The following is an 18,110-nucleotide window of genomic DNA, read 5'->3' as shown; positions in this document are numbered from 1 at the left end:
CTTATTGTCTAAAGGGCATCCCCAGTGCCTTCAGAAGAGAGCGTGCCTGATCGTCCGACTTTGCCGACGTAACGATCGAGATATTCATCCCACGCGTTTTGTCGACCTTGTTAAAATCGATCTCCGGGAAGATAAGCTGTTCGCGAACGCCGAGTGTATAATTACCGCGTCCGTCAAACGCCTTTGCCGAAACACCGCGAAAGTCTCGGACACGCGGCAAAGCAACCGAGATCAGACGATCAAGGAACTCATACATCCTCGCACCGCGAAGCGTAACCATGGTGCCGATCGACATTCCCTGACGGAGCTTGAACGCCGCAATCGACTTCTTGGCTTTGGTGATCACCGGCTTCTGTCCGCTGATCGCCTTAAGCTCTTCGGTCGCAACATCGAGGATCTTGGCGTTCGCCGAAGCCTCGCCCAAACCCATGTTCAAAATGATCTTTTCGACACGCGGGATTGCCATCGGATTCTTGATATCGAATTCCTTCGCGAGCGCCGGAGCGATCTCTTTCTTGTATTTTTCTCTAAGTCTGGCCATCTTCTTTGTTTGTCTGGGTCTCGGCTTGTTAATACCGTTTCCAAACTAAAACGCTATTCTTTCTCTTCCTTAGCCGGCTTCTCATCTTTAGCCGGTTCGGCCGCTGCGGCCGCGACGGTTTCTTCGTCGACCGTCTTCTTGGCTTCCTTCTTCACCCAGGCGATTTCGGCGATCACCTTGCCGCTTTTTGCGACACGAACCTTCTGGCCGTCACGTATTTCGTACTTCACTCGTGTCGGCAAACCTGTTTCGGGGTCGATGAGGGCGACATTCGAAATGCTCACCCACGCTTCCTGCTCAAAGATGCCGCCTTCGCGGTTCATCTGCGGAACGGGCTTGCGGTGGCGCTTGACCATCATCGCTCCCTCGACCTTGACCTTGCGGTTGCGTGCATCGACGGCGATCACCTTGCCGCGATACGGCTGGCGTTTGCCGGCGCTGTCGTAGCGGTTGAATTCCTTGCCCGCAATAAATACGACCTGATCGCCGCGCTTGATCCTGCTTGTAACTGTTCCTGTCTTACTCATTTCAGTCCTATATGACCTCTGGTGCCAACGAGACGATCTTCATAAAATTCCTTTCACGAAGTTCGCGTGCCACGGGCCCAAAAACGCGTGTTCCTACCGGCGTACCGTCGTCCTTGATCAGCACCGCCGCATTCTCGTCAAAGCGAATGTAGGATCCGTCCTTACGGCGAATTTCCTTTCTCGTTCTGACGATTACGGCGTTGTAAACCTTGCCCTTCTTGGCAGTTCCATCGGGCGATGCCTCTTTCACGGTCACCTTGATGGTGTCCCCTAGGCGAGCGATCTTGCTGGTCGAACCGCCGACCGGCATGATCATCTCGACCCGCTTTGCTCCTGAGTTGTCTGCGACCGCCAAGGAGGTCTGCATCTGGATCATAACTTTGTTACCTCAACCCTAAACTTCCGCCCGCTGAATGATCTCGACTACACGCCAACGCTTTCTCGCTGACAAGGGCCGCGTTTCGACGATCTTCACCTTGTCGCCGATCTTTGCCCCCAGGTCGTCGTGCGCCATGAATTTCTTGCGCTTCTTGACGTACTTGCGATAGACCGGATGCTTGACGAGCCGGTCGACACGGACGGTGACCGTTTTGGTCATCTTGTCCGAAGCAACGATGCCAACCTTCTCGGCCCGCTTGTGCAGTACCTTCTTCGCCGAAGCGTCCGTATCAACTGCCGCGTTTTCCTTCCTCGTCTTCGTAGCCTTTTTCGCCTTCTCCTGGACAGGCGCAGCTTCGACAACCGCCTCTTCAACCGTCGCTTCTACAGCTTCGGTCTCGGTCGCTTGAACTTCTTCTTCAGTCTTCTTCTTTGGCATTTCTTCTCTCTTTTGCCCTAGGCCTCGGCGGTCTTAGCGTCAGCCTCTTTTTTGTTCAACAGAGTGTAAACCCGTGCGAGCGTTTTCTTCTCGCGGCGAATGTCCTTGAGTACATCGCCCACGCCCAGCGTGCGACGAAACTTGAGCCGAAAGAGCGATTCTTTCAACGCATCCGCCTGATCCTTCAATTCCGTAACGCTCATGTCGCCGAGTTGGTCGAGCTGTTCTTTGCGTTTCATTTCTAAACTACGCCTCCTTCGAGGTCGGCACGGGTGACGAATTTCGTCTTGATCGGGAGCTTCTGCGCAGCTAGCTGCATGGCCTCACGCGCAAGAGCCTCGTTAACGCCCTGGATCTCGTACAGAACACGACCGGGCTTAACAACCGCCACCCAGTGATCCGGTGCACCTTTACCCGAACCCATACGCGTTTCGGCCGGTTTCTTCGTGATCGGCTTGTCCGGAAACATCCTGATCCAGATCTTGCCGCCGCGTTTGACGTGGCGCGTCATCGCGATACGAGCCGCCTCGATCTGGCGGTCCGTGATCCAGCCTGCGTCCATTGCTTTCAAGCCAAAATCACCAAAGCTGAGCTTCTCGCCACGCGTGGCCTTTCCACGCATGCGGCCTTTCATCACCCGGCGGTGCTTGACCTTTTTTGGCATTAACATAACTTTCTAATCCCAATCTTCCGAATTAATAATTATTAATTTGCAAATTAGCAATTACTAATGAAAACAAATTCCGTTACCGACGATCATCCCGCCGCGGTCGGCGATCACGCATCGCGCCGCGATCGACCTTGACCTCGTTCATCGGATCGGTCGTCGTCCCGCGTGCCATCGAAGCGTTCGGATCGAGGATCTCACCGCGATAGATCCAAACCTTGACGCCGATGATCCCAAATGTCGTCAACGCCTCAGCAAAGCCAAAATCAATGTCCGCGCGCAGCGTGTGCAGCGGCAGGCGGCCCTGCAGCGACCATTCAGTTCGGGCAATTTCAGCACCGTTCAGCCGGCCGGCGATCATCACCTTGATGCCCTGTGCACCAAAACGCTGCGATTCCTCCATCGTCTTTTTCATCGCACGACGAAAAGCGATTCGCTTCTCAAGCTGCTGTGCGATCTTTTCGGCCTGAAGCTGAGCATTCAGTTCAGGGTGACGAATTTCGAGGATCGAGATCATCACCTCGCGGCCCGTTTTGCGGGTCAGGTCCTCGCGAAGCTTTTCGATCTCGGCCCCTTTGCGGCCGATGATGATACCCGGACGAGCCGTGTAGATCAGGATCTTTAGCCGTGTGGCCGCACGCTCGATGTCGATGTGCGAAACGCCGCCGCCCGCGAACTTCTTCTTAAGCTCGCGCTTGAGTTCTAGGTCCTCGGCGAGGAATTCGGCAAACTCCTTTTTGGCGAACCAATGCGAGTGCCAGTCCTTGTTGTATCCGACCCTAAAGCCGTATGGATGAACTTTCTGTCCCATATTTACTCTTTCTCAGCTTCCTCGCTCCCTTCGCCCTCTGTCGACGTCTCATCGATGGCAGGAGCCTCTTCGGCCACTTCGTCAGTCGTAGCTGCCTCGACGGCCTCTTCAGACGCCGGTTCCTCAACTGCAGCTTCCTCGGGGGCTGCCTCCTGAGTCACAGCCTCAACTGCCTCATCAACGCTGGTTGCATTTTCGGTTACAACTTCTTCAACGGTCTCGACCGCTGCCGCATCGACCACTTCCTCAACCGGTGCGCCCACTGCCTCTTCGATCTCAGCCGGAGCGGCTTCCTTTTTCGCAGCTGCCTTTGGTGCGGCTTTCTTCTTTTCCTTCTTCGGCGCCGCAGCCCTCTTCGCCTTTGCGGCCTCGGCCTTGAGTTCTTTCTCGGACTTCGGTTTTTCTTCGCTCGTAACCGTGATCGTGATGTGGCAATAGTGCCTCTGTTCGCGATACGCACGGCCCTGCGGTGCCGGGCGCATTCGGCGGCGGTTCTTCGTCGGCCCCATGTCCACAAAGCAGGTGTTGATCCACAGATCGTCCGGATCGATGGCGATATTCTCCTGCTCGGCCTTATAGGTCGCATTAGCGATCGCCGAGTTTAGACACTGCGCGATCGGATCGGCAGCCCGCTTGTCCGTAAACTTGAGGATCGACAGCGCCCGCCCGACATTCTCGCCTCGGATCAGGTCGATCACGAGACGCGCTTTGCGGGGCGAGCCCTTAAGATATTTTGTCTTTGCTACCGCTTCCATTATTTCCTCTTTGCCATCTTCTCGGCCTTTGTGCCCGGATGGCCTTTAAACACGCGTGTCGGCGAGAATTCGCCAAGCTTGTGGCCGACCATATTCTCGGTCACAAATACCGGGATGTGGCGCTTGCCGTTGTGAACGCCGAAGGTCAACCCAACCATCGTCGGCGTGATCGTCGAGCGTCGCGACCATGTCTTGATCGCCGGTGGCTTTGGCCCGCCGTCGTTGATCCGGCGAAGCGTTTTCTGAACGCTCAGGTCGATAAAAGGTCCTTTTTTCAGTGAACGTGGCATATTACTTTCTTCTGCGATCCTTCACGATCATGTTGCTTGTCCGCTTGTTGCGACGCGTCTTGTAACCGCGTGTCGGCTGTCCCCACGGCGTTACGGGATTGCGTCCGCCTGAGGTCTTGCCCTCGCCGCCACCGTGCGGGTGATCGACCGGATTCATCGCGACACCGCGAACCTTCGGCCGCTTGCCCTTCCAACGGTTGCGTCCGGCCTTACCAAGCGAAACGTTCTCGTGCTCAGTATTCCCTACCTGGCCGACAGTCGCATAGCACACAACAGGCACCTTGCGGACCTCACCCGAAGGCATACGAAGCTGTGCGTAATCGCCCTCTTTCGCAATGATCTGGGCAAATCCGCCCGCCGAACGAACCATCTGTCCGCCCTTTCCGGGCCGAAGCTCGATGTTGTGCACCTCGGTTCCCAGCGGGATATGCGTGATCGGCAAGGCATTTCCCGGCAGGATATCGGCGTCCTCGCCGCTCAAGATCATCGTCCCCACCTTAATGCCGAGCGGAGCAATGATGTATCGCTTCTCGCCGTCGAGATAGGTGATCAACGCGATATGAGCCGAACGATTCGGGTCGTATTCGATCTGCGAGACCTTGCCCGGAATTCCGGCCTTGTCACGCTTAAAATCGATCACGCGGTAAAACCGCTTGTGGCCCCCGCCGCGGCGACGGATCGTGATCCGGCCGTCGCTGTTGCGGCCTGAGATCCTCTTCTTTGGCTCCAGCAGTGACTTCTCGGGGACTGCGTTCGGAGTCAATTCATCACGCGTCAGGTACGTCTGGTATCGACGTGCCGGTGATGTTGGTTTTAATCTCTTGATACCCATATTTCCTACTTTGAAATATCAAATTTCAAATCTGAGATCTCTTATATGGCCTCCGCGTAATCCACCATCGGCTCGCCCGCACGGAGAGTAACGTACGCCTTCTTCCAGGCTGGGCGACGTCCTTCGATACGGCCGCGCCGCTTCAACTTGCCGTCGTATTGGACCGTACGCACGGCCGCAACCTTAACGTTAAAGATCTCTTCGATCGCGCTCTTGATCTGCGGCTTTGTTGCCTTGCGGTCAACACGAAACGTCAGCACCTGTCCGGCCTTGCGCTTACCGCCCTCGTCGGTCGAATCCTCCTTGAGCAGCACGCTCTTTTCAGTAACGACCGGCGATTTCAGAATGTCCCAAACGCCTAAACTACTCATTCTCGTTTGCCTCCTCAGCCGCCGGTTCCTCGGCAGGGACTTCGAGAGCTACTTCCTCGTCCACCGCAGGCTCCTCGGCCTTGGCTTTCTTCTCAGCCTTCGGTTTTTCGACTTTCTCTTCGGCCGGCTCAGTCTTTTCAGCCTTTGGCTTCGCCTCTTTCTTTGCCTTCGGAGTCTCGACAACCTCGGCGACCTCACCGCTCGGATCGAGCAGTCTGGTCAGTTCCTCGACGGCCGCCTTCGAGATCACGAGCTTTTCGTGATAGATGATGTCGTAAATATTGAGGCCAAAGCTGTTAGTGACCTTCGTCTTCTCGACATTCCGTGACGAAAGCACTAGGTTCGCGTTATCAAGAGAGTCGATGAACAGCGTCTTTGCACGCGTTGCTTTCTCGATCAGTCCCAGCGAAGCCATTGCCGAAAGAAAGTCTTTTGTCTTCGGCGCCTTGAATGCGATCTCGTCGATCACGATCAGATTGCCCTCGCGAAGCCGTTCGCTCAGTGCCGAGCGCAACGCGCCGCGGCGCATTTTCTTCGGCATCTGGTACGACCAGTCGCGTGGCTGGGGGCCATGGACGTTGCCGCCACCTTTCCAGAGCGGCGAGCGAAGCGACGCGATACGTGCGCGACCCGTGCCCTTCTGCTTCCAAAGCTTGCGGCCCGAACCGGAGACATTGCCACGAGTCTTCGTGGCCGACGTGCCCTGACGGCCGTTGGCCTGAAAATTACGTACGGCTGCGTGTATCAGCGACTCGTTCAATTCGGCGCCGAATACGGCATCCGACAACGCAATGTCGCCGACCTCTTTATTCTTCAAATTGCGAACCTTTACGGTAGGCATAATCTACTCCGTTATGATTTCCTGACGACAACCAGGCTGCCGTTCGCTCCCGGCACAGCACCGCGAACCATCAAAAGGTTGTTCTCGGCGTCGACCCTGGCAACGGTCAAGCCCTTTACAGTCACACGCTCATCGCCCATATGGCCCGACGATTTCGTGCCCTTGATAACACGCGAAGGATATGCCGACTGGCCGATCGAACCCGGTTTGCGAACATTCATCGAACCATGCGACTCAGGCCCGCGTGAAAAGTTGTGCCGTTTGATCGTGCCCTGAAAACCGCGTCCCTTAGATTTACCGACGACCTCGATCTTGTCACCGTCGACAAAGATATCGGCCTTCACCTGATCGCCAACTGCTGCCTCGGGCTCGCCGGTCAGGCGGATCTCCTTCAGAACGCGCGTCGGCGGCAATCCGCCACCCGTCTTTTCAAAGTGCCCTTGCAGCGGCTTCGAAACGTTCTTTAACCGCACCGGCTTGTCCTCGACGAGGCCGAGCTGAACGGCGTTATAACCGTCGCGGCCCGCCGCACTCTTGGTCTGGACGACAACGCAAGGGCCCGCCTTGATGACGGTCACGGGCGTTACCGTGCCATCCTCAGCAAAGATCTGCGTCATGCCCAACTTTCTTCCAATGATTCCGCTAACCATATCTCTTAGTTCCAGAGTTACGGAGTTTCAGAGTTCCAAAGCTGAGTTCCCGCGAACTCCGCTACTGGGCAACTCTGTGACTCGGTTAACTATCGGCCAAAGGCCTTAATTTCCACATCAACACCCGCCGGCAGGTCAAGTTTCATGAGCGCGTCGACCGTTTCGGCAGTCGGGTCGAGAATATCCATCAAACGCTTGTGCGTGCGGATCTCGAACTGCTCACGCGATTTCTTATCGACGTGCGGCGACCTCAGGACCGTCCATTTGTTTTTGATGGTCGGAAGAGGTATCGGCCCGGCGATCCTCGCCCCCGTTCGCTTTGCAGTATCCACGATCTCGGTCGTGGACTGATCCAAAACACGGTGATCGTAGGCCTTAAGCTTGATGCGGATCTTTTCGTTCAACATAATTCCTTATTCCACGATCTCCGACACTGTACCGGCACCGACGGTGCGGCCGCCTTCGCGGATGGCGAAGCGGAGGCCCTTTTCCATGGCGATCGGAGCGATAAGCTCGATCTCCATCTGGATGTTGTCGCCGGGCATGACCATCTCGACGCCTGCCGGCAGGTGTGCTACGCCGGTCACGTCAGTTGTGCGGAAGTAGAACTGCGGGCGGTAGCCCGTAAAGAACGGCGTGTGACGGCCGCCTTCTTCCTTGGTCAGCACATAGGCCTCGGCCTTGAACTTCGTGTGCGGAGTGATCGAGCCCGGCTTGACGATGACCTGGCCGCGTTCGATCTCCTTTCTTTCAACGCCTCTCAGCAGCAGACCGACGTTGTCGCCTGCCATTCCCGAGTCGAGCAGCTTCTTGAACATCTCAACGCCCGTAACAACGCTGTTCCGCGTCTCGCGGATGCCGACGATCTCGACCGGCTCGTTGACATTGATCTGTCCACGCTCGATACGGCCCGTGGCAACCGTTCCGCGGCCCTGGATCGTAAAGATATCCTCGACAGGCATCAGGAACGGCTTATCGGTCTCGCGTGCAGGTGTCGGAATGAAATCATCTACAGCCTGCATCAGCTCGTCGATCTTTGCTTCCCACGTCGCATCGCCCTCAAGGGCTTTCAGGGCCGAACCCTGGATAACAGGGATGTCGTCGCCCGGATACTCATATGAGCTGAGCAGTTCGCGGATCTCCATCTCGACGAGTTCGAGCAGTTCCGCATCATCCACCATGTCGCACTTGTTCATAAAGACGACCATCGTCGGGATACCAACCTGTCTTCCAAGCAGGATGTGCTCACGCGTCTGCGGCATCGGGCCGTCGGTCGCAGCCACAACGAGGATCGCTCCGTCCATCTGTGCGGCTCCCGTGATCATGTTCTTCACATAATCGGCGTGGCCCGGGCAGTCGACGTGTGCGTAGTGACGATTTGCCGTCTCATATTCCACGTGTGCCGTCGCGATCGTGATACCACGTGCCTTTTCCTCAGGTGCGTTGTCGATCGAATCGAACGACCGAAACGCCATCTTCGGATTGTGCTTCGACATCACCTTTGTGATCGCCGCCGTCAACGTCGTCTTGCCGTGATCCACGTGCCCAATCGTCCCAATGTTCACATGCGGCTTACTACGATCGAATTTCTCTTTGCTCATATTCTCCTCTCAGAAGTAATTAGTAATTACTAATTAGTGATAGAAACTAGTTACTTGCTCCCTTGACCTTCGCAATAATTTCCTCGGCAACATTCCTCGGTGCCTCGGCATAGCGCTCAAAGTGCATCGAGCTTGTCGCCCGTCCCTGCGTCGCCGAGCGAAGATCCGTCGTATAACCAAACATCTCGCTAAGCGGCACGAACGCTGTCACGACCGAAACATTTCCCGGACGCGGCTCCATCTTTTCGATCTGGCCGCGGCGGCGGTTCAGGTCGCCGTTGACCGAACCCATATATTCCTCAGGCGTTACGACCTCGACACGCATGATCGGCTCCAGTAGAACCGGCTTTGCCTTCTTAAGGGCATCCTGGAACGCCAGCGAACCTGCGATGTGGAACGAACGTTCGTCCGAGTCAACCTCGTGATACGAACCGTAGATCAATGTCGTCTTGATATCGACCAACTCGTAGCCGGCGAGAAATCCGCGACGCATAGCATCACGGACGCCTTCGCTGACAGGCTTGATGAACTGTTTCGGGATCGCTCCACCGGTGATCTTGTCTTCAAAGACAAAGCCCTCGCCCGGTGCCGGCTCGATCTCGAGCTCTACGTGGCCAAACTGCCCGCGACCGCCCGACTGTTTCTTGAATATCTCCTTGCCCGGCGCACCGGTCGTAATGGTCTCGCGGTACGCAACCTGCGGCTTACCGACATTCGCCTCGACGCCGAACTCACGCTTCATGCGGTCAACGATGATCTCAAGGTGAAGCTCACCCATACCGGCGATGATCGTCTGTCCGGTCTCATGATCGGTCGAGACCTGAAAACTCGGATCTTCCTGAGCAAGCCGATTAAGCGCGATGCCCATCTTATCCTGATCGGCGCGCGTTTTCGGCTCAACCGCAACACGAACGACCGGATCCGGGAACTCCATCGACTCAAGAATGATCTGCTTCGACTCATCCGAGATCGTCTCGCCGGTCGTGACGTTTTTCATGCCGCCAATGGCGACGATCTCGCCCGCACTTGCCTTCTCGACGTCCTCACGCTTGTTGGCGTGCATCATCATCAGGCGACCGACGCGCTCTTTCGAATTCTTGATCGTGTTATAGACGTAGGAGCCTGAGGTGACGGTGCCAGAGTAGATGCGAACAAAAGCGAGTTGGCCTAAGTGCTTATCGGCCATCAACTTAAAGACGAGGCCCGCAAACGGTTCCTTTGCATCCGCTCCGCGTGTTTCCAACTCGCCCGTCTTCGGATTCTCACCCTCGATAGCCGGAACGTCCAGCGGCGACGGCAGGTAATCGACAACACCGTCAAGCAGCGTCTGGACGCCTTTGTTCTTAAACGCCGAACCGGTAAACACCGGTACAATCTTCATGGCAAGCGTTCCTTTTCTCAGGGCGGCTCGGATCTCGTCCTCCGATATCTCCTCGCCCTCGAGATATTTCACCATCAGGTCGTCGTCGATGGCCGAAACCGCTTCGACAAGCTTCTCGCGTTCCGCCTTTGCCTGATCGACAAGGTCGGCAGGGATCTCGACAGTCTCGTAATTCGCTCCTTTAGCCTCGTTGCTCCAGATGAGCGCCTTCATCGTGATCAGATCAACGACGCCCTTGAAGTGTTCCTCAAGGCCGATCGGGATCTGCATCGCAACGGCATTTGCTCCGAGCCGGTCGAGGATCGATTTGAAACTCCGCTCGAACGACGCACCAGCGCGGTCGAGCTTATTAACAAAACAGATACGCGGAACGCCGTACTTATCGGCCTGACGCCAAACTGTCTCGGACTGCGGCTCGACACCGGCGACTCCGTCGAAAACTGCAACCGCACCATCTAAAACTCGAAGGGACCGCTCAACTTCCATCGTGAAGTCAACGTGTCCCGGCGTATCGATAATATTAATGCGGTGCTCGACGCCGTTACGCGTCCAAAAGCAGGTCGTGGCGGCCGACGTGATAGTAATGCCGCGCTCCTGCTCCTGCTCCATCCAGTCCATCGTCGCCGTTCCTTCATGAACTTCGCCGATCTTGTGCGAAACACCGGTGTAATACAAAATGCGCTCAGTCGCCGTGGTCTTACCCGCGTCGATATGGGCCATGATGCCGATGTTTCTAAATTTGTCTAAGCTAATGTTAGCCATTGCTAAAAACTAGAATCTGTAGTGTGCAAACGCCTTGTTGGCTTCCGCCATGCGGTGAACGTCCTCTTTCTTTTTCATCGCACCGCCGCGTCCATTCATCGAATCGATCAGTTCGCCGACGAGCCGGTCTTCCATCGTCTTTTCACTGCGGCCGCGAGCGTTGGTCACGATCCAACGGATCGCGAGCGTGTTGCGGCGATCACGCGAAACTTCGAGCGGCACCTGATAGGTCGCACCTCCAATACGGCGTGACTTGACCTCAAGGGCCGGGGCAACGGCATCGAGTGCCCCCTTAAATATCTTGAGCGGCTCCTCGCCCGTCTTCTCAGCGATCTTTTCCATCGCGCCGTAAAAGATCTGCTCAGCCACACTCTTTTTGCCCTTCCACATCAAGCCGTTGATAAATTTCGTTACGGCGATGCTGTTATAGATCGGGTCCGGCAGGACTTCTCTTTTTGCTGCAACTCTACGTCTTGGCATAATCAGTCAATGCACAATTCACAGTGCACAATGCACAATTGCTGAACTTTTCTGCATTCTGCACTGTGCATTGTGCATTATGCATTCGGAACTACTTCGCTCCTTTGGGTCGCTTCGCACCGTACTTCGAACGGGCCTGATTGCGGTTGCCGACGCCCGATGCATCGAGCGTTCCGCGAATTACGTGGTAACGCACACCCGGAAGGTCCTTTACACGGCCGCCGCGGATAAGCACGATCGAGTGCTCCTGCAGGTTGTGGCCGATACCCGGAATATAGGTCGTAACCTCGATCTGGTTGGTCAGACGAACACGTGCCACCTTACGCAAAGCCGAGTTCGGCTTTTTTGGCGTCGATGTATAAACACGCGTGCAAACGCCGCGTTTCTGCGGGTTTGACTGCAACGCGGGGCTCGCGGTCTTATATTTCACCCGCTGGCGCCCTTTGCGAACTAATTGGTTGATAGTCGGCATATTCTAATTGCTCAAATGGCAAAACTTACGTCTTACCTGACTCTTGCTCGGAACGTGTCCGGCAGTTAGCACAAGCAGCTCTCGCTGACCCGAATTGCTATATGTGATCGATTCTTAAAGAAACCGGGACTTTGCTGTAGCGTGGCCGTTTGAAGAACCCTCGCGGGTTTTTAGTTTGCCGGCGGCCGGTGCTGACCGCTCGCTTACGCTACAATTCCTGTCGTCGAATTCTCAAAAATCCCGTCTTTATTGCCTTACAGCCATAAAGAACGCCCAGACCCAAAAGTCCGAAACTTTAGATAGTATGTATTCAACTCCGCCGTGTCAAGCGTAGAGTGATGGATTCGCGTTGGTAGCTTCCGGCTACGGCCAACCGCTTCGGCTGCGGCCGACGCGCGGCCCCGCTTGCAAAAACTCGTCTCAGCGACTTTGATTCTTCGGCCCGACGAACGAGAATCGGTTAACTGTGACGACCGAACGAACTAAGTTTTCACCGATCTGGTATGTGCTGGGTGCGGTCCTTCTATGGAGCACCGGCGGCCTCTTTATAAAACTCACGACGCTCGACGCATACGAGGTAACATTTTTCCGCTCGCTGCTCGCAGGCCTCACGGTGCTGATCGTCACGAGGCGAAGCGGCTTGCGAATAAATGCCTTCGGCGTATTTTGTTCGCTCATTTACGCGATCCTGCTTTTCCTCTTTGTCTGGGCGACCAAGCATACGACTGCCGCGAATGCGATCTTTCTGCAATACACCGCGCCAGTTTACATCCTTGTGCTGGCTCCATTCGTGATCGGTGAAAAGTTCCACATTCGCGACCTCGCAACCGTCATCTTTTGCATCGCCGGAATGTCGCTATTCTTTGTAGGCGACCTCACTATCGGCGACTACCAAGGAAATGTCGCGGCCCTCGGCTCGGGCATCTTTCTCGGCCTCTACATAATGTTGCTGAAGCATCCGCGATTTGCCGGGCCGCGGGCCGCGAACCTGCCGGTTTCCGCTGTCGACACGCCGCGACGACTGCAGACGGACCGACGTTACTCGCCCGTCGCGACCGTGATATACGGCAATTTTCTCCTCGCTTTGCTCACGCTGCCGATGGGAATCGCCTCTGTTCCGACGATCACGCCTCTCGATATGGCGGCCGTCAGCTTTCTCGGGATTGTCCAGATCGGCATATCTTACATCCTGTTTATCAAGGGCGTGACAGGCGGCACGCGGCCACTCGACGCATCGATCATCGGGTTTATAGAACCTCTGTTGAATCCGGTTTGGGTCTTTCTGTTTGTCGGCGAGCGGCCGTCAAACTGGGCGATCCTCGGCGGAATCATTATAATTGCTACAGTCGTCCTTCACACTCTGAATCAATACCGCAACCGGCCAGCCGAGGCCGCTTGAACTATGGCCAAGCATACGCTTCGCGAAAAGCTCCGTTACTACTTTGAGAACACGATGTCAGGCGGCCCGGTGGCGGTCATACGCTGGCTGTTTATCGTGTCGGTCACGTCGGTGCTGGTGCTCGGCGGCGTGATCGTCATGTTGGGCATTGCCCGCTCGAATGAGCCCGACGCGGAACCGCTCAGCTTCCTCGAAGGGGCGTGGGCGAGCCTGATGGCGACGCTTGACCCCGGAACGATGGGCGGCGACGAGAATTGGGATTTTCGCCTCGTTCGCTTTGCGGCAACTCTCACTGGAATTTTTCTGATCTCGATACTGATCGGTTCGATCGCGTCGGGCATCGATCAAAAGATCGAAGAACTCAAACGCGGCCGCTCGCGTGTCATCCACGACAACCACACGCTCATTCTCGGCTGGTCCGAGAAGATCTTCACCATCATCAAAGAGATCGTCGAGGCGAATTCCAACCAAAAACGCCCGTTTATCGTCATTCTTTCCGACATGGACAAGGTCGAGGCAGAGGACGAGATACGTGCCCGCATTCCCAACACAAAAAACACAAAGGTCGTGGTCCGCAGCGGTTCGACGCTCGAATCCTCCGCAGCCGAGATGGTGAATATCCAAGAGGCACGCTCGATAATCGTGCTCTCGCCCGAGGTCGAGAATCCGGACACTTACGTCATCAAAACCGTCCTCGGCATCACCAACGGCAAGAATCGTCGCGACGAACCGTATCACATCGTCGCCGAGATCCGCGACGAACGTAACCTCGACGCCGCCGAGCTTGTCGGTAACGGCGAGGCCGTCTATGTCCTCTCCGAAGACCTGATTTCGCGCGTGATCGCACAGACGTGCCGCCAGTCGGGCCTCAGCGTCGTTTACGCCGACCTGCTCGAGTTCGAGGGCGACGAGATATACTTCGCCGATATTCCTGACAAACTCGTCGGCAAGACGTATCGCGACTCGCTCTTCGCCTACGAGGATTCCTCCGTCATCGGCGTGTACACGACGGCTGGCGAAGGCGTCAGTAGCCCGACCGTGAGAGAGGGCGCCGCTCCATCAGCAGGCCGCGTCCTCATAAATCCTCCAATGGACCGCATCTTCTCAGAGGGCGAGCAGGTGATCGCCATCTCCGAAGACGACGACACCGTCATCGCCAACGGCCGCGGCACAACAACGGCCCCGCAAACATTCGACCGCCGCGAAGACGACAATCCGGAGCAGGAAACAACCCTCATCCTCGGCTGGAATGACATCGCGCCGCGGATCATTGCCGAATTGGACAACTACGTCCGCGGCGATTCGGCCGTTCTCGTGGTCGCGAACGACCGCGAGGTCGATGTTGCAGTAACAAAGCTCGCAGCGGACCTACAGAATCAAAAGATCGCCTTTATCGAGGGCAACACGGCAGAGAAAAAGACGCTGCTCGACATCAACACGCGCAGCTTTGACCACATCATCGTGCTGTCAAACCGCTCGATCGACATTCAGGAATCCGATGCTAAGACGCTGATCACGCTGCTTCATCTTAGAGCCATCAGCGATGCCGAGGGCGTCGATTACTCGATCGTCACCGAAATGCTCGACATGCGTAACCGGGAACTCGGCCGCGTCGCGAAGGCCGACGATTTCGTCGTCAGCGACAACCTCGTCAGCCTGATGCTCAGCCAAATCAGTGAGAATCGCGAGCTAAAGAAGGTCTACGACGTCCTCTTCGAGGCCGAGGGCTCTGAGATCTATCTAAAGCCAGTCAGCCGCTACGTCGGGCCCGGCAATGAGGTCGATTTCTACACAGTCCTCGCCTCAGCCGCCGAACTCAATGAATCTGCCATCGGCTACCGCATCGCCGCCGATTCTCGCGACTCTGACAACCACTACGGCATCCGCCTCAACCCGAAAAAATCCGACAACGTCACATTCGCGGCTGATGACCGCATTATTGTTTTGAGTGAGGATTAGCGAATAGCCACAGAGAACACAGAGATCACGGAGAACTCAATAACTCTCTGAGTTCTCTGTGATCTCTGTGGCGAATCAGACTTATCGATGGAATGAGCAAAATTCCTTCGGTTCGCTTCCGGAGCGGAACGACTTGGCCTGCTTATCGGGACAATTTACCGTTGCACGCATTCCCGTCAAAGGACATATCATTACGGTGAGGCCGCGCTCGTTGGGATCGAGGTCACGGCGTTCGGGTTTCGGAGCTTCGGATGGTTCGGTGCCATCCTGCCAGGTTTCGGTGACGGGTAACGGGCTCGGGGCGGGGCGTTCGGCACCGCCGTCGGCGGGGCTGTCGTCGTCGAGCGGAATTATCGAACGGTTTGGCACGGTGCCGGCGACGAAGATCTCGACGCGGCGGAATTCGGCCGGGACGTTGGTCACATATATTTCGCGAGGTTCAGTGACGGGTTCCTCGTAATACGGGCTGCTAGGGTCGGTGGACTGACGGTTGGGATTAGGCGGCGTCGGTGTCGGCGATGCGGTCGCAAAGGCGTCGAGTTCTCGGATAAGGCTGCCGTTGCGGAGATCGATCTCAGCTTTGCGGATGTTGGCGGGCATCGCCCAGTCGCCGTTCCATTCGGGATGTAGTTTAAGAGCTTCCTGCATAAAGTCCGCCCAGATCGGCAGGGCGGAATCGGAGCCTTTCATGCCGAGATCGTCGCCGTTGTCAAAGCCGACATAGACCACGCACACGATCTCCGGCGTGAATCCCGCGAACCAACCGTCACGCGAAGTTCCCGTTTTCCCTGCGAACGCGCGTTTGCCTGATTCGTTACGGATGCCCCACGCACCGGCCGACGCCGCGGTGCCTCGGTTGATGACGTCTTTCATTATGTCGTTCATCACGTAGGTCACGTCGGGTCGGATGACGTTCTTTTTGTCGGGCACGGGCAGTTGCACCGTGCGGCCGTCGCCGGCCGTGACACGCGTGATCGGATTTGGCAGGACGCGATCGCCGAGATTCGCGAACATCGTGTAGCCGGTCGCGACCTGCAGCGGCGTCGCCTCGGCCGTGCCGAGGGCCATTGAGGGATAGGCCTTCTCGACCTTTGGGAGGCCGGCCTTTGTGGCGAGCGTCATTACCTTGCCGATGTTCAGCGACATCGCGAGATCGACCGTAATGACGTTCTTGCTGCGGACCAGCGCGTCGCGCAGGGTGATGTCCTGATTCGTGAACGTATCGCCAAAATTGTTTGGCGAATACGTCTCGGTGCCGAATGTAAAAACCTTTTTCTCGTCCTTGAGAATACTCGCCGCCGTGAACTGACGCGAACTGCTGTCGTAAGCCGAGTTGATCGCAGCCGCGTAAACAAAGGGCTTGAAGACCGAGCCCGGCTGCCGCATCGCGTCCGTCGCCCGATTGAACTGGTTCATCAGATAGTCGCGTCCGCCCACCATCGCAACGATCTCGCCGGTCTTGGGGCGAACCGCAACGAGCGCGGCGTTGAGAGTTCCCTTCTCTTTTTTGGGGAAGAACTTGTCGAGCTTGTCGAGCCGCTTTGCGACCGTCTCGTAGGCGATCCGCTGCAGGTCGGGGTCGATCGACGTATAAACGCGCAGGTGCTGCAACGCCTCAGGGTCACTCACAACCTTTGGTAATTCCTCGATCGCGAACTGCGAGAAATACGGCATCCCTTGCAGGTCCTTGGTGTTCGAGATCGGTTTGAGCACGATCTCGGCGCCGCGGTTCTCGACAAGCTGCTGCTCGGTGATCTCGCCGGCCTCGAACATCGAGTCGAGCACCTGGTTGCGGCGTTCCTTGACGCGATCGGGCGTTTTGTAAGGGTTGTAGCGGTTCGGGCTGCGGATAATCCCCGCAATAAATGCCGCTTCTGACAGCGTCAATTGCGAAACGTCCTTGCCAAAATAGGCATTCGACGCCTCGCCGACGCCGTAGATCGAGACGCCCGCCTGCTGGCCGAGGTAGATCTGGTTGGCGTAGAGCGTGAAGATCTCTTTCTTCTCAAGCCGCGTTTCGAGGATCATCGACATGTACGCCTCGGTGATCTTGCGTTCCCAGGTCTGCTCGCGGGTGAGGAAAAGGTTTTTGACAAGCTGCTGCGTGATCGACGAGCCGCCCTGATTTGCGATCGGCGAAGCCTCATCGCCCTCGTAACGCCGCCAAAGAGCGCGGGCGATGCCGCGGAAGTTCACGCCGTAATGCTCAAAAAACGCACGGTCCTCGGTCACGGTAATCGCCTTTACGAGATGCGGCGGCAGGTCGTTGAAGGTGACGGTCTTTCGGCGTCCATCGCCCTCGGCTGCGATCGAGCTGAGGATCCTCGGTTCGAGCTTGGCCTCAGCAAGTTCGGTGTTCGTGTCACGGTCGCCGATGGCGGCGACGGACTTGCCGTCCTTTGAGAACTTTACCGACAGGGCGTGAAAAGCCTTTTGCCCATCGATCATACCGCCCGTTCCCGGCTCGATGCCGAGTACGTCACCGTCAACAGCGTAACGGCTGCGCGACGGATCTGCCTGATTATTCCGCTCGATGTAGCCGGCAGATTTAAGGTAATCGATAAGGGCCGTCGCCGTTGCAGTCTCGCCGACCTTGAGCGTCTTCGGAGCCGAATAGATGCCGGCTGAGGCGGTGAATACGTCGCCGCTCAAAAGCCTGCGATCAATACGGTCTGAGAACTCGAACCAAAAATATGTCAGCGTCAGAAAGATGCCCAAGGCTATGAATAACGCTATCGAGATCGTCCAGCCGTTGAAGACGACGCGCAGGAATCGCTTCCACCTTGGCGACGGCGGGGCCTGATATGATGCAGGCCGGCGTGCCTTGACCCAGCCCTTGGGCGGCATCTTTGAGCGAGTGCTTTTTGCCGGTAGGTTGTCCTGCATCAGAGGTTGGAAATACGCGGGGCGAAGTGAGATTATCGACTTCGGATGAGCCTCGATTAGTTTATTGC

The 18,110-nt window shown here is 56.5% G+C and carries 21 protein-coding genes; 2 read left to right on the top strand and 19 right to left on the bottom strand.

Annotated elements, in window-relative coordinates:
• Window position 1 precedes the first annotated feature (1 nt).
• From rplE to IPM59_08345, 18 genes are all read right to left on the bottom strand, one after another.
• The gene (gene rplE, locus IPM59_08430) at window positions 2-541 is read right to left on the bottom strand and encodes a 50S ribosomal protein L5 (GenBank protein MBK9215614.1); all 540 of its coding nucleotides are present in this window, start codon (window positions 539-541) and stop codon (window positions 2-4) included.
• Between the two features lie 53 nt (window positions 542-594).
• The gene (rplX, locus tag IPM59_08425) at window positions 595-1,068 is read right to left on the bottom strand and encodes a 50S ribosomal protein L24 (GenBank protein ID MBK9215613.1); all 474 of its coding nucleotides are present in this window, start codon (window positions 1,066-1,068) and stop codon (window positions 595-597) included.
• A gap of 7 nt (window positions 1,069-1,075) precedes the next feature.
• On the bottom strand, window positions 1,076-1,444 hold the full coding sequence (rplN, locus tag IPM59_08420; protein MBK9215612.1) for a 50S ribosomal protein L14: 369 nt from the start codon (window positions 1,442-1,444) through the stop codon (window positions 1,076-1,078).
• An 18-nt stretch (window positions 1,445-1,462) separates the two neighbouring features.
• Window positions 1,463-1,885 (bottom strand): 30S ribosomal protein S17, encoded by a 423-nt coding sequence (gene rpsQ / locus IPM59_08415; protein ID MBK9215611.1) that lies wholly within the window; start codon window positions 1,883-1,885, stop codon window positions 1,463-1,465.
• Between the two features lie 17 nt (window positions 1,886-1,902).
• A complete protein-coding gene (rpmC, locus tag IPM59_08410) occupies window positions 1,903-2,124 on the bottom strand; it encodes a 50S ribosomal protein L29 (GenBank protein ID MBK9215610.1) in 222 nt (73 codons plus the stop codon).
• A 2-nt stretch (window positions 2,125-2,126) separates the two neighbouring features.
• Window positions 2,127-2,555 carry a 50S ribosomal protein L16 gene (rplP, locus tag IPM59_08405; protein ID MBK9215609.1) on the bottom strand — a complete coding sequence of 143 codons (429 nt, stop codon included), beginning with the start codon at window positions 2,553-2,555 and terminating at the stop codon, window positions 2,127-2,129.
• 76 nt (window positions 2,556-2,631) lie between these two features.
• A complete protein-coding gene (gene rpsC, locus IPM59_08400) occupies window positions 2,632-3,363 on the bottom strand; it encodes a 30S ribosomal protein S3 (GenBank protein ID MBK9215608.1) in 732 nt (243 codons plus the stop codon).
• Window positions 3,364-3,365: 2 nt separating this feature from the next.
• Complete coding sequence (gene rplV, locus IPM59_08395; GenBank protein ID MBK9215607.1) at window positions 3,366-4,118, bottom strand: 50S ribosomal protein L22; 753 nt, start codon at window positions 4,116-4,118, stop codon at window positions 3,366-3,368.
• The gene (gene rpsS / locus IPM59_08390) at window positions 4,118-4,408 is read right to left on the bottom strand and encodes a 30S ribosomal protein S19 (GenBank protein ID MBK9215606.1); all 291 of its coding nucleotides are present in this window, start codon (window positions 4,406-4,408) and stop codon (window positions 4,118-4,120) included. Before rpsS ends, rplV begins: the two co-directional genes overlap by 1 nt.
• Window position 4,409: 1 nt before the next feature.
• Window positions 4,410-5,240: a 50S ribosomal protein L2 gene (gene rplB / locus IPM59_08385; protein MBK9215605.1), complete on the bottom strand. Its 831-nt coding sequence runs from the start codon at window positions 5,238-5,240 to the stop codon at window positions 4,410-4,412.
• A gap of 41 nt (window positions 5,241-5,281) precedes the next feature.
• A complete protein-coding gene (gene rplW, locus IPM59_08380) occupies window positions 5,282-5,611 on the bottom strand; it encodes a 50S ribosomal protein L23 (protein MBK9215604.1) in 330 nt (109 codons plus the stop codon).
• Window positions 5,604-6,452 carry a 50S ribosomal protein L4 gene (gene rplD / locus IPM59_08375; GenBank protein ID MBK9215603.1) on the bottom strand — a complete coding sequence of 283 codons (849 nt, stop codon included), beginning with the start codon at window positions 6,450-6,452 and terminating at the stop codon, window positions 5,604-5,606. Before rplD ends, rplW begins: the two co-directional genes overlap by 8 nt.
• A gap of 11 nt (window positions 6,453-6,463) precedes the next feature.
• A complete protein-coding gene (gene rplC / locus IPM59_08370) occupies window positions 6,464-7,102 on the bottom strand; it encodes a 50S ribosomal protein L3 (GenBank protein ID MBK9215602.1) in 639 nt (212 codons plus the stop codon).
• Between the two features lie 89 nt (window positions 7,103-7,191).
• Window positions 7,192-7,509, bottom strand: coding sequence for a 30S ribosomal protein S10 (rpsJ, locus tag IPM59_08365; protein ID MBK9215601.1), 318 nt, complete (start codon window positions 7,507-7,509; stop codon window positions 7,192-7,194).
• 6 nt (window positions 7,510-7,515) lie between these two features.
• Window positions 7,516-8,703 (bottom strand): elongation factor Tu, encoded by a 1,188-nt coding sequence (tuf, locus tag IPM59_08360; protein ID MBK9215600.1) that lies wholly within the window; start codon window positions 8,701-8,703, stop codon window positions 7,516-7,518.
• Window positions 8,704-8,749: 46 nt separating this feature from the next.
• Window positions 8,750-10,846: an elongation factor G gene (fusA, locus tag IPM59_08355; protein MBK9215599.1), complete on the bottom strand. Its 2,097-nt coding sequence runs from the start codon at window positions 10,844-10,846 to the stop codon at window positions 8,750-8,752.
• A gap of 9 nt (window positions 10,847-10,855) precedes the next feature.
• A complete protein-coding gene (gene rpsG / locus IPM59_08350) occupies window positions 10,856-11,326 on the bottom strand; it encodes a 30S ribosomal protein S7 (GenBank protein ID MBK9215598.1) in 471 nt (156 codons plus the stop codon).
• Window positions 11,327-11,417: 91 nt separating this feature from the next.
• Window positions 11,418-11,798 carry a 30S ribosomal protein S12 gene (locus IPM59_08345; GenBank protein ID MBK9215597.1) on the bottom strand — a complete coding sequence of 127 codons (381 nt, stop codon included), beginning with the start codon at window positions 11,796-11,798 and terminating at the stop codon, window positions 11,418-11,420.
• Between the two features lie 466 nt (window positions 11,799-12,264).
• Between IPM59_08345 and IPM59_08340 the strand changes: the two genes are divergently transcribed.
• Together IPM59_08340 and IPM59_08335 are read left to right on the top strand one after the other, a co-directional pair.
• Window positions 12,265-13,197, top strand: a complete 933-nt coding sequence (locus IPM59_08340) for an EamA family transporter (protein ID MBK9215596.1) — start codon at window positions 12,265-12,267, stop codon at window positions 13,195-13,197.
• 3 nt (window positions 13,198-13,200) lie between these two features.
• Window positions 13,201-15,156 carry an NAD-binding protein gene (locus tag IPM59_08335; GenBank protein MBK9215595.1) on the top strand — a complete coding sequence of 652 codons (1,956 nt, stop codon included), beginning with the start codon at window positions 13,201-13,203 and terminating at the stop codon, window positions 15,154-15,156.
• Between the two features lie 81 nt (window positions 15,157-15,237).
• Here the strand turns inward: IPM59_08335 and IPM59_08330 are convergent, their stop codons facing one another.
• The gene (locus IPM59_08330) at window positions 15,238-18,042 is read right to left on the bottom strand and encodes a PBP1A family penicillin-binding protein (protein ID MBK9215594.1); all 2,805 of its coding nucleotides are present in this window, start codon (window positions 18,040-18,042) and stop codon (window positions 15,238-15,240) included.
• Between the last annotated feature and the right edge of the window lie 68 nt (window positions 18,043-18,110).

Source organism: Chloracidobacterium sp., from assembly GCA_016715795.1.
GTDB lineage: Bacteria > Acidobacteriota > Blastocatellia > Pyrinomonadales > Pyrinomonadaceae > OLB17.
This window is presented reverse-complemented; position numbering and strand designations above follow the sequence as displayed.